This is a genomic window from Clostridium sp. CTA-5 (assembly GCF_054768135.1).
Genome location: NZ_BAAAAT010000014.1, coordinates 1 through 13,296 on the forward strand (window position 1 = coordinate 1; position 13,296 = coordinate 13,296).

Consider the following 13,296-nt stretch of genomic DNA (forward strand, 5'->3'; position numbering starts at 1 on the left):
TCAAAAAGAATTGCTGGTTTACTTAAATGTATTTTATATATTCTGTTCAATTTTCAAAGACCATTTTCTTTCGCTTCAACTCTCGTTGTCAGCTTTTGTTTTAACTTGTCGCCCTCAAGCGACTTACTCAGTATATCACTTGTTTTTTTCAGTGTCAACAACTTTTTTTAAGAAATTTTAAACTCTGTTTTTCAGAAGTTTTTTCTAAGTTATTTCTGTCTCAGCGACGTGTTTTATCTTATCATATACTTAACTTATAATTCTTTATTTTTATATGATTTTTTAAGTTTAAACTCTAAATTCTATATTTTCCTCTTTTTTCCTTGATAATATTGCTATTGATACACTAGGCTTAGTATCCTTTATAATTACCGGTTTATAACTTATAAAGGCAATTATATTTTTAAATTTCTCTTCAAAAACACTATATTGAATACTAAAATTCTAACTTTTAACTTACCCTTTATCTTAAATAAGATGCATGAAATCAAATAATATACCAAAGAGAAATTATATATTCTATATTAGACAAGGAAACAAGTTATTCAATTAATAGCGAACTATTATCTAAATTTGCTGACGCAGTATAACACAAAATGGACGAGAATACTGGTCTATTATTTTTTGAATATGTCTAAAATCAAAACTCCTAAACTATAATTGATACTGACTATATTAAAAATTTAGTTGAAAATATAATTAATACCCACTATTTTTTCATAATATATTGATTATAGGCGTCAGCTTGATTGAAAATTTTCATTTTATTTATGATAACAATTAAATAACTGCTATAACATTATTGACAGCGAAATATATCGACTATATAATATTGTTATACGTGTTACTGTTAAATCAGGCATAAGTTTTATTTGAAAAGCTTATGCCTTTTTTTATATTTTAGAATAGAAACTATTCTTAAAGTTTTTGATTTAAGATCAGTAAACAACTTAATAATTTGTATATAGAAAGAAAGGATGTGAATTATCCTGTTTAGACAGGATATAAACTATGTTTGGATTTTTAAAAAAGAAAAAAGTTGAACCTAAAAATAATGATTGTAAATTAATAGCACCTATAACTGGTAAAACAATACCTCTATCTGAAGTACCAGATCCTGTTTTTGCTCAAAAAATGGCTGGTGATGGCCTAGCAATTAACCCTACTGATGATATTGTTGTTGCACCTGCTGATGGAGAATTAACTTTAGTATTTAATACAAAACATGCTTTTGCACTTACATTAGAAAATGGTGTAGAACTTTTAGTTCATATAGGTATTGATACTGTTTCACTAGGTGGAGAAGGATTTGAACAATTAGCGGAACAAGGAACTAAGGTTAAGGCTGGAACTCCTATAATTAAAATTAATAGAGATTTTATTACTGGAAAAGGTCTTTCTTTAACAACTCCTGTTTTAATAACAAACCCTGATATACTTTCTTCAATCAAACCTGTGGAAAATATAGATACTACAGCTGGAGATACTACAGTATTAGAATATACAATCTAATATATAGACGATTAGTATATGTGATGTGGCTCAAAATGATATTAATATCATTTTGAGTCATTTTATTTTTTAGACATGTTTTAAATAAACAACCTTCTTGGTAATAGATAACACTTATTTTTAACTCTTTACTTAGAAATTATTATCCATGAATATAGAACTATTATAAATACTATCTATTTAAATACGATTCATACACAAGACTAAAATTAAAAAAGTCACAAACATTTATTAAGTAAGATAAAGATATATAAAGTTACTTACTATAGAATCATTATTTTTTATATGCTGTATATATTGCAATTTAAATTCTACATTTATTTAAATTTTATATTTGATTGTAGAAATCATATTACAGCAATATATATAACTTTAATGATTCTATTTTTACATGAGCTATCTTGAATAAACAAAAAAAGTGAGCTACAAATAGCTCACTTTTTTCTAAATTTTTTATAAATCTTTATTTATTACCTAAGATATCGTTAATTGCATTTTTATATCCGTCTGCTTTAACACCGAATATAGCTTGTATTCCGTTACCTACTTCCATAACACCAGAAGCACCTAATGCTTTTAATTCTGGTTTATTTACCTTAGATTTGTCTTTAACTTCAACTCTAAGTCTTGTTATACAAGCATCAACACTTACTATATTTGTTTCTCCACCTAAAGCTTCAAGTACAGCTGGTGCTTTTTCAGCTATTTCACCTTTTGCGCCACCTTTTGCTTGGAAATCAGCCTTAGTGTATAATTTAGTTTCTTCTTCATCTTCGTCTCTACCAGGTGTTTTTAAGTTGAACTTCTTAATAACAAATAAGAATACGAAGTAGTAAACAACTGCATAGATTATTCCAACAATTATAAGTTTTATCCAGTTAGTTGGAACTCCTGCTCCTGCTGGAAGTAATCCAAATAATGTGAAGTCTATTAATCCACCAGAGAAAGTCATACCTATGAATACATTTAATATATCCATTAAGAAGAATGATAAACCTGCTAATAAACAGTGTATTCCATATAAAACTGGTGCAACAAATAAGAATGTAAATTCTAATGGTTCAGTTATACCTGTCAATAATGCTGTAACAGCTGCTGAGAATAATAATGATCCAACAACTTTTTTCTTACTAGGTGCTGCTGTTTTATACATTGCAAGTGCTGCCGCTGGTAAACCAAACATCATGAATGGGAATTTACCTGCCATAAATCTTGTTGTACCTGAAACTACTGTAGACATAGTTTCTGGTGAAGCACCTACTAAATCTGACATACTTGATAATTGTGCAAAGTAACCAGTATTAGCTCCTGCTATTGATTGCCATGATCCATTAACTAATACATGAGCATCAACAAATGATCCAAACCAGAATGGAGTATAGAATACATGGTGTAAACCAAATGGTATTAATGATCTTTCAATTACTCCAAATAAGAATGTTCCTAAAGGACCTGCATCTCTAACAAAGTTTGCTATATGTCCAATACCATTTTGAACAACTGGCCATGCGAATGCTAAAACGCCACCCACTAATGCCATTACTACTGAAGTAATAATTGGAACAAATCTTGCTCCTGAGAAGAATCCTATAATTTGTGGTAATTGAATTTCATGATATTTATTATGTAATATTGCTGTAACTATACCTGTTATAATACCGCCGAATACTGACATGTTTAATGTAAATATACCTAAATTAGTTGTAACATAAGTTGCATAATTTCCAATGTTATCTGGTGTAAGAACTCCTAATTGAGTTACACCTAAACCAAGTAATGTTGAAACAACTTTATTCATTACTAAAAATCCAAATACTGATGCTAGTGCTGCAGTACCTTTATCTTTGTTAGCTAATCCTACTGCAACTCCTACTGCAAATAATAATGGTAAGTTACCAAAAATAATATCTCCTATATTTTTCATTACAGTTAATAGTGCTGTAACAAATGGTATACTAATAAATGCTATTAATGGTTGATAAACAGATGGTGGATTGCTTAATCCTTTTATTCCTAATAATGCACCACCAAGACCAAGTAATATTCCTGCTATAGGTAATGCTGCAATTGGTAACATTATAGCTTTACCTATTCTTTGTAAATATTTAAGCATAAACTTATTCCTCCTACTTTATAAATAACCAAAATATAAATGGAATTAATTTAATTTAAGTCGGCCAACTTAAAAATTTCAAAATAAAAAAGACTTAGATATAAGCCCAGAAAAATTTATTATTAATCCTGTATAAATAATAAATTTTTCTTTGCCTATATTAAGTCTTGCCTGCATTACCAGTTACACCTTAATTTTATGGTTTTATAATAACATAAAAACATCTATTTGTAAAGGTTTAATTTCTTATTTTGTGGTTCCTTTAAATCTTTCAATATGAATTGTTAAAAATGCTACCTCATCACTCTTAACTTTTACCTTAAGTTCATTTTCAATAATTTCACAAACTTCTTCTGCTATAGAATATGAATGTCTATACGTCTTTTTAATTACTTTAGATAAGTCATTATGAATACATGAATTATCCATTATTCTTTGTATAGCAAATTTAATATGAGTACAAAATCTTGCATAATCTAAAGATTTTTTATCTATCTTTATGCCTAATCTATCTTCAACATGTTCAGCTATAGTACTGCTTAAAAATGTATTTTTAATTGTATTAGAAATCTTTCCATCATTTAGAGCCGAATGTATATGAAGTGCGATAAATGCTACTTCACCATCAGGTATCTCTACATTTGAATATTCTCCTACTCTTTGAGCAACTATTCTAGCTAATGCAAACTCTTTAGGATACAAAGTTTCTGTTTCAACTAAAAATGGATTTTCAATTACTTCTTTATTTTTTAATCTTTCAACTGAAAAATATAAGTGATCTATAAGTCCAACATGTATGTGTTCATTTAATTCATCATCTAATTGTTTAGATATTTCATAAATAGCTTCTTCACAAACTGCAAAGAAATCATCATTAATTTTTTTAACTATATTGTTAAGATTTTCTATATTTTGTTTGTTTTCTATAGTAAATACTTTATCTACTTCTGTACCCTTAGGTATAATTACATCAGCTTTCTTACCAAAGCCTATACCTTTAGCAAAAAGTATCTTTTCTTTTCCAGATGAATTAACTAAAACTATATTATTATTAAATACCTTTGATACTACTTCATTTTTATTAAGTATTACCGTCATCCTTTTTTCTCCTTCTAATATCTATACAGTTTATTATGATTTCTAAATTAATACAAACTATATATTTATTTTAAATTATAAATAAAGTTTTTAGTTATTCGATAATAAGCTTAAAGTTAACATTATTTATACTACCACTCATATTATTATTTGTATTATCTATAATAATATAAGTATTTCTTCACATATAAAAATTCTATCATACTTACACAAGACTTGTATATGCCATAATCAAAGTTATTTTCTATAAAATCCTTCTTTTAGAATATAATACGTTAAATGATCCTTCCATTTTCCATCTATTAGCAAGTATTTTTCATTTAATCCCAATTCTTTGAAGCCACTTTTCTTTAACACGCCCTTAGATCTTTCATTATCTACTAATGCAGATGCTTCAATTCTATGAAGTCCTTCCTCATCAAAAATATATTTAAGAAACATATTCACTGCCTCTTTCATATACCCTTTACCCTCTTCAGCTTTATCAATTGAATAGCCTAAAATACCACTTTTAAAAATCCCGCATACTATACTAGATAATTTTAACTTTCCAATGAATTTATCGTCTTTAAAAATCCCAACTTCAATACAAGAACCATTTAAAAATTGTCTATAGCTTTCATTTAAAAGGTTTCTCTGACATTCTAGTGTATAAAAATTATTATCCCTAGTAGGTTCAAATGGTGCTAAATGCTCTTTATTCCTTATATAATAATCTAATAAGTCTTCTGCATTACCAGGAGTTAAATTTCTTAATACTATATTATCTCCTTGTAACTCTATAAATGAAAATTTAGTCTTGTTATTATATTCTATACGTGTTATTCCAAATGATAGCTCATCTAAGTATTCACCATTATAATATTCATTTTGACTAAAAACACCTTCTAAAGTAAAACCTAAATCTAGAAATGGATTAACATCTATCCCCTCTGTGGCTTTAACATTAATCTTAAATATATTTAAATCCTTAAATACAGCTTTAAGAATAAGATTTAATGATTCTTTAAGTAGCTCATATTCATATGTTTTATAAAATTTAAGTTTTATATCACATTTCTTAATTAAATTATCTAACTCTAGTATATAAAATCTTCCTATTGTTATATCAGATTTATCTTTTATTATATACTCTGTTTGTGATAATTTATTTGCTTCTATTTTTACCTTAAAATTAGATTCCATCAATCGTTTCTCCTAATTCATATAATATTACTTATTATAAGGCATATAAACGAAAATAACGAGTCCAAAATGCCCTAATTATTTTTCCATTAGGCAAAGAAATAGATTAATCTTATAGCTCGCCTATTAGGCAAATCTACTGATGAGCAGAGAACCAAAATCTATGATTTTGTGTGAATCGCTTACTCAGCGAGCTTATGCGAGTCGAGCTTCCTATAATGGAAAATAGGCTTGTCAGATAGACTTGTTATTTTTTTGATTATGCCTAAACTATTCATTCAAAATAAAGTAGAGATTATTCCTATATAAAATAGCACTTACATCATATTAATGAAAGTGCTATCATATATTTATTATAATATTTTTATACAATCTTTTCCATTGTTAATATTCACTATTTTAATATAAAATCTAATACTTCAAATTATTACTTCTTCTAAATTTTTTATTCCTATAACTACTTTTCTATTGTAATCTTCTTTATAAATAATAGCTTGTTTGTTAATTTATCTTTATTATATGTTGCAATAATAATTATCCAATAAATTAAAAAACTATATAATTTTAGTATTACTCAGGCACAATCATAACAATACATTTAGTATGCTTTACAACAAAAGTTGCTACTGATCCTATCATTTTAGTTAATCCTCTTTTAGTTGATTTTGTCATTACTATAATATCAGTATCATCATCTCTCGATTTCTTTATAATTTCTTCTCCAGCATATCCAAAACTCAAATAAGTTTTAGGTGAATATTCTTTCATTCGCTTTGATGCTATATCTACTATTCTCTCCCCCAATTGTTTAGCATTTTCAAATTCATTGATTATCATCATTCCATTCATAAAAACTAATTCTTGTACATGCATTATTGTTATTTCAACTGTATCCTTTGGAAATAGTTCTTTTATAAATTCTAAAGACTTCATACTTCTTTCTGATCCATCAATTGGTACTAGTATTTTTTTCATAGTAAAGCAACCCCTTTTCCCTGATAACTCAATATATATTTAGGCACATGAAATAAAATAGTAAACCAAAGAGGCGTTGTATATTATGTGTCTAACAAGAAAACAAGTTCATTTAATAAAAAACTATTAGCTAAATTTGCTGACACAGTATGATGCAAAATATACGAGCATACAGATCTATTATTTTTGAAATGTGCCTTATATATCGTTACTATAAATATATTCAGCTATGGGCGGATTTATATTAAAAAATATCTACGTAACTTAGATTTTATCATCCTTTCAAACTTTAAAAATCCACTATGTATTAACTGAATGTTGATATTTTAGTATAAGAGCAAACTTACATTGGAATTTGCTTTTTAGAACTCTTAATGGAAATTTTTACATAAAAAAAGCCTAGTGCTACAAACACTAAGCTACTAATGAACTATTCAATAATATAATTTCTTTAATCTATTTCAAAATTTTCCTAACAATTTTTCTTTCTGACATATTGAAAACATCCCTTCTAATTTTTTATCATATACATTAATTTTTATTTATAAATTAATACGCTTCTTTATATAAGTTATGTATCTTAAGTTTCTAAATAATTTATACTTTCTTAGAAACCAATATTCTAAGAAAGTATAAAAAAGCACCCATAGCTACTAATTTAGCCATGAATGCTTATTCTAATATTCTTATATCCTCTATTCTTCTACTTTCTTCATCTAGTGCTTTAACCTGTTCTGCTAAATTATTTAGTTTGGTATTCAGTTCTTCCAATTCATCTGAACTAATATTTTTTCCCTTAGCTTTCTCTGCTAGTTGTTTCATTTGAAATAGCTTTTCCTCTATGATATCTAACATCCTCTGTCTGTACTTCACCCACATAAGTTCCTGCTTTAATTCTTGTTTTATCTCCTCTTTTTCTCTAAAACTATCATTTTTACGGTTGAATTTACTTGTTAAATGATATATTAGTCCTGAGTACAAAGTTAGTTTTTTCTTTTCCATAGCTATACAACTCCATTTAATAATTTAAGTACTTTAATTGTTAGTATTAACCAATTTAATGAAATATAATCATTTTAATGAATTGAGTTATTGTGATAATTTTTTTATCAATTTTTCCTATATTATAAAAAGAAGCCAGAGATTTTAACCCTGACTCCTTAATTAATATTTCAATAAAATAAGTTTATCAATTAATCCTTGCCTGTTTTTATAAGGAAACTCAGTTGACTGAGTAAGCGACTCACACAATTTTAGTTAAAACTAAAATCATTTTAAATAAAACTCGACTTCCTACGGTCATTGAGTAAGTTCGAATACTAAATTAAAAATTTAATCTTTAAAATGAAACTCGACTCGCTTTGCTCGCTGAGTAAGCGATTCGCACTAAATCAAAGATTTAGGCTCTCTGCTTATCTTAATAATTGAAGAACTCCTTCTGGTTGTGATTTAGCTTGCGCAAGCATAGCTTGTGAAGCTTGGCTAAGTATGTTGTTCTTTGAGAAGTTCATCATTTCTTTAGCCATATCTACGTCTCTAACTCTTGATTCTGCTGATTGTAAGTTTTCTGATGAAGTTCCTAAATTGTTAATTGTATGCTCTAATCTGTTTTGGAATGCACCAAGTTTTGATCTTTCACTTGATACATTTTCAATTGCGTTATTTATAACTTTTATTGCTGCTGTTGCATTCTTGTAATCTGAAACGTCAAGTGCAGCTTCTCTTGTTGTACTATCTGTTCCGTTTGTTACAGTATTTGTAGTTGTAAACTTAGCTCCTTCAGTAGCATCTTTTCCTGCTACTCCTGTTACTGATAAAGCTGCAGCTCTCATATCATTTATGTCTATCTTGAATCCTTGTCCTTGATTAGCTCCAACTTGTAGAGTTGCTTCAAATGATTTTTGTATTCCACCATCTGAAACTTCTATATTATTTCCTGCAGCTCCTGCTACTGAAGCGTTAATATTTAACTCATTTAAGTGTGTTGCACCACCTTGTTGTAATGTAACTCCATCAATTTTTGAACCTACTTGTTGAGCTATATTTTTAACAAGTTCTTCAACTTTTTCATCCTTACCTGATGTTTGAGTTGTTGCTAAAGCAGTGCTTATATTAACTCCTATAGCATTTCCTGTATAAGCCCCATCATTTGAATTATAGAATTCAATTTGTTGCCCATTAATAGTCATTCCAGTTCCAACTAATTTTTTAATATTGACATCTGTGTCAGCTCCTGCAGCACCTGTTAAATTTTTAAAACTTACTACCTTACTAGCAGCTCCTGCTGGATTATTAGCTCCTGTATCAGCAGCTCCAGTTACTTTTAATGTTGCTGTTCCTGATGTTGCTCCTGCTGTTCCTGCTGAAATATTACCTGCAGCACCTTTAAAATCACCTGTACTTAAAGCTTGTATTTCGAAATCACCTGCAGCTGCTCCAGCTACTACTTTAAAATTACCCTTTAAAGTAGTATTTTTTTCTATCATTGCATTCATAGCATCAATAATAGCAGCTGCATCTGAAGTTGCTGATCCTGAGTTGGTTCCAATAGTAGCGGCATTAGCTGTAACTGTTGAAGCATCTAGTTTAGAAGTAGTAGTTCCTATAGTAGTATTTTTTGAAAATGTCATTGTTAAAGTTTGTCCATTAATTGTATACGCTAAAGTATCATTATCTACTGCAGCTGTTGCTATTGTAGACTTTTGAACTGCTTCAGTTGTTGTTGCATCTGTTCCGTTTGCTAATTTTCCAGCTGTAACTAATCCTGTATTATTAAGATTAGTTTGTCCGTCACCTTTTAATAATGACTTAGTATTGAATTCAGTAGTATTACCGATTCTGTTTATTTCTGATGATAATTGGTTCATTTCTTTTTGTATTTCTTTTCTATCAACTCCAACATTTGTATCATTAGATGCTTGAGTTGCTAATTCTTTCATTCTTTGAAGAATTGAGTGAGTTTCATTTAAAGAACCTTCAGCTGTTTGTAACATAGAAATTCCATCTTGTGAGTTTCTTGTAGCTTGGTCTAATCCTCTAATTTGACCTCTCATTTTTTCTGAGATTGCAAGACCTGCTGCATCATCTCCAGCTCTATTAATTCTTAAACCTGAAGATAACTTTTCCATAGCCTTTCCTGATTTAGTCACATTTCCCATCATCATTCTGTGAGCATTCATTGCGTTCATATTGTGATTGATTATCATAATAAAATACCTCCTTGAATTTTAAAGTGGACATCCTTTTCCACCGTAATTTAATTTTTTGTATTTATAGAAATCCTTACGGATTGCTAACTCAGTTCAGACTAGGGGAACTGATTATTTTTATTTTTTTGTAATAAAAAAGGAGCGACTTTCTTTAGAACATTAGCCTCCTGCTAATCTCTAAAGAAAATCGCTCCTCCTGAGCTTGTACAATTATTAAATTTTATATAAAATAGAAAAGCATTATTTATTTATACTTTCGTATACTTCGCCTCTTACAACTTTAATTTCTCTTGGTGCATCAATAGCAAGTCTTAAATTTCCTTCTTCACTTCTTATTACTGCAACCTTAATCTTATCGTCTATTACAATATATTCTCCTGGTTTACGTCCTAATACTAACACGTAGCAGTCCCCCTAACGCTTGTCATATAAATAAAAAAAAGGAGAAACAATCCCTTATTCCTTCTTAGCTTCCTGCTAATTAAATAAGGTTTTTGCTCCTCCTGAGTGCTTTATTATTGTATTCTTTACAATTTTTAAGCTAATATTTAAAGTAAAATAACATCCTGTTATTTTTAAAGACAAGCCTCTTCCTGAGACTATAAAATTCTTCCTGAATTATCCTATGTTTTTATTATCGTAACAACAATTATTTACTTTATAGTTAATTAAAAATTTTTTTAATTTTTTACTAAGTAAGAGCATAAATATATATTTTTGTAAAAATTTTATATAAAATATAATTTTCACTACTAATTATAGCATATTTATGTTAATTTTCAATAAAATTCTAATTGAAAACTTAGTAACTACAACAATTTATACTTATGCACAAAATCCACAACATATTGTGGATAACTTTTATATCTCCTCAATATATTGTGGATTTTCTCAGTTTCAGCCGAATATTTATACTATGTTTTGTAAAATATTCTCTATATCTAGACTTTTTTGTAATACAAGCTCTATTTTTTTGCTTAAAGTTCCTTAATTTCTCAAATTAGAATTCGAAAGTGAGAATCCAAATTTTATATTTGATTCTTCAAACTTTTATAGAGAAAATATTATATATATTGATATTTATGATAAGTGCGTACTGGCATTGGAATTTGTTTTTTATAATCTCCTAATGAAGATTTGTACAATTAATTGCTTGTCATCAATCTTTGATTGGGAGCATGCATTAATTGGACTAATCTTTATTTTTGGAGTTATTAAGTGAGAATGCAAAAGTGAAAATCCAAATTTTATATTTGGTTATTTGAACTTTCACAGAGTGCATTTCACATTTGGTTTTTCGAACTTACTCAGCGAATGTATATGAGTCGAGTTTCCTATTTCAATTCTGTCCAGTGAGCTTTATCTAAATATCAATATAATTTATTTAATCTCTAAAATGTCTCTAATTACTTCTCCACCAATTATCATTCCAGCTACTGGTGGTACGAATGAGATACTTCCTGGTATTTGTCTTTTTTCTGCACACTTTTTAGTTCCTCCAGTGCATACACAACCAGTTTTACAAGTAACAACATCTTCAACTTGAGGTTTTCTAGGTATTTCTTCTGAATATACTACCTTTAATTTATCTATTCCCCTTTTACGAAGTTCATGTCTCATAACTTTTGCTAAAGGACATACTTTTGTTTTAAATACATCTGTTACTTTAAATTGTGTTGGATCTAATTTATTACCAGTACCCATAGAACTCATTATTTTTATATTATTCTTATAACAATGTTCCACAAGACCTAACTTTGCAGTAACAGTATCTATTGCATCAACGACATAATCAGTATCATCTGGAATCAATTCTTTAATATTATCTAATGTTACAAATACTTGATGAGTAATTACATTACAATTCTTATTTATAGAAAGAATCCTTTCCTTCATTACCTCAACCTTAGATTTGCTTATAGTATTGTACGTAGCATGTATTTGTCTATTCAAATTAGTTAAACATACAGTATCATCATCTATTAATACTAAGTTCCCAACACCTGCTCTAGCTAATGCTTCAACAGTAAAACTTCCTACTCCACCAACACCAAAAATAACTACCTTACTTTTTCTTAATTTATCTAATCCATCTTTACCAATTAAAAGTTCTGTTCTTGATAAGGAATGTTGTAGCATATAAAATTCCCTCCTATATATATGTATATTATTTTATCTATATTTTAATTAAACTTTTTAAAACATAAGCTTATTTCAAATTATTATATCATAGTTTTTTTATCAACATTATAAGATACATAAAAGAAAATAACAAGTTTAAGATGAGATGTATATTAACTTATTATTTTTGTGAATGTACCTAAAGAGACTATTAATATTATAAACATTAATTTATAATATTAATTATATTTATATATTGAATTTATTCTGTATTTTAAACTAATCTTTTCTTTAATGTATCTAAAACTATCATTAGGATAATATTAAAAATATAGCGTAAATATAATATCAAATTTTACTTAGGAGGATTTTTAAGATCATGACTATTGGAATAATTGCTGCTATGGCAGAAGAATTAGAAATATTATTAAAAGATTTATCACTTGAAGAAAAAAAGACAAAGGCTAACATGACTTTTCATAAAGGAAGTTTAGCCGGTAAGAATGTTGTAGCTGTTGTTTGTGGTATTGGTAAAGTAAATTCAGCTGTATGTACACAAATATTAATCTCTGAATACGGTGTTGATAAAATAATAAATGTTGGTGTTGCTGGTGGAATAGGTAAAGATATATACCCTGGTGATATTGTTGTTGCTGAAAATTTAGTACAACATGATATGGATACTTCAGTATTTGGAGATAAAATTGGTCAAATTCCAAGACTTGATACATTTGATTTCAAATGTGATAAAGATATGGTTGCTGCTGCAAAAAAAGCTTGTGAAGAAATCACTGAATTAAATAGCTTTACAGGAAGAATTGTTTCTGGAGATCAGTTTGTTGCAAATTTAGAAAAAATACAATGGCTTGAAAAGGAATTTGGAGCTATTTCTTGTGAAATGGAAGGAGCTAGTATTGCTCAAGTATGTTACTTAAATTCAATTCCTTTTGTTGTTATTAGATCTATATCTGATAATGCTAACAATGGAGCTCATATAGATTATGAAAAATTTATTCCTATTGCAGTTAAAAATTCAACTAGAATATTAAATAAAATGATTGAAATTCTATAATTCTTTTTAAA

Annotated in this window: 10 protein-coding genes; 2 read left to right on the plus strand and 8 right to left on the minus strand. The window is 28.0% G+C overall.

Annotated elements, in window-relative coordinates:
- The first annotated feature begins 1,011 nt into the window (after positions 1–1,011).
- Positions 1,012–1,512, plus strand: coding sequence for a PTS sugar transporter subunit IIA (locus ACYUET_RS17355; protein WP_219781033.1), 501 nt, complete (start codon positions 1,012–1,014; stop codon positions 1,510–1,512).
- A gap of 463 nt (positions 1,513–1,975) precedes the next feature.
- Here the strand turns inward: ACYUET_RS17355 and ACYUET_RS17360 are convergent, their stop codons facing one another.
- From ACYUET_RS17360 to ACYUET_RS17395, 8 genes are all read right to left on the minus strand, one after another.
- Positions 1,976–3,625: a PTS transporter subunit EIIC gene (locus tag ACYUET_RS17360; protein WP_460281728.1), complete on the minus strand. Its 1,650-nt coding sequence runs from the start codon at positions 3,623–3,625 to the stop codon at positions 1,976–1,978.
- Between the two features lie 246 nt (positions 3,626–3,871).
- A complete protein-coding gene (locus ACYUET_RS17365) occupies positions 3,872–4,723 on the minus strand; it encodes a BglG family transcription antiterminator (RefSeq protein WP_460281730.1) in 852 nt (283 codons plus the stop codon).
- A 237-nt stretch (positions 4,724–4,960) separates the two neighbouring features.
- On the minus strand, positions 4,961–5,908 hold the full coding sequence (locus tag ACYUET_RS17370) for a GNAT family N-acetyltransferase (RefSeq protein ID WP_460281732.1): 948 nt from the start codon (positions 5,906–5,908) through the stop codon (positions 4,961–4,963).
- A gap of 570 nt (positions 5,909–6,478) precedes the next feature.
- Entirely contained in the window at positions 6,479–6,883 is a 405-nt protein-coding gene (locus ACYUET_RS17375) for a universal stress protein (RefSeq protein ID WP_460281734.1), read from the minus strand.
- A 672-nt stretch (positions 6,884–7,555) separates the two neighbouring features.
- Positions 7,556–7,885 carry a hypothetical protein gene (locus ACYUET_RS17380; RefSeq protein WP_460281735.1) on the minus strand — a complete coding sequence of 110 codons (330 nt, stop codon included), beginning with the start codon at positions 7,883–7,885 and terminating at the stop codon, positions 7,556–7,558.
- Between the two features lie 410 nt (positions 7,886–8,295).
- On the minus strand, positions 8,296–10,089 hold the full coding sequence (locus ACYUET_RS17385; RefSeq protein WP_460281737.1) for a flagellin N-terminal helical domain-containing protein: 1,794 nt from the start codon (positions 10,087–10,089) through the stop codon (positions 8,296–8,298).
- 243 nt (positions 10,090–10,332) lie between these two features.
- The gene (locus ACYUET_RS17390) at positions 10,333–10,494 is read right to left on the minus strand and encodes a carbon storage regulator (protein ID WP_460281738.1); all 162 of its coding nucleotides are present in this window, start codon (positions 10,492–10,494) and stop codon (positions 10,333–10,335) included.
- 978 nt (positions 10,495–11,472) lie between these two features.
- Positions 11,473–12,231 (minus strand): tRNA threonylcarbamoyladenosine dehydratase, encoded by a 759-nt coding sequence (locus tag ACYUET_RS17395; RefSeq protein WP_460281740.1) that lies wholly within the window; start codon positions 12,229–12,231, stop codon positions 11,473–11,475.
- A 361-nt stretch (positions 12,232–12,592) separates the two neighbouring features.
- On the opposite strand from ACYUET_RS17395, the gene ACYUET_RS17400 reads away from it, so the two are divergent.
- On the plus strand, positions 12,593–13,285 hold the full coding sequence (locus ACYUET_RS17400) for a 5'-methylthioadenosine/adenosylhomocysteine nucleosidase (RefSeq protein WP_460281742.1): 693 nt from the start codon (positions 12,593–12,595) through the stop codon (positions 13,283–13,285).
- Positions 13,286–13,296 lie beyond the last annotated feature (11 nt).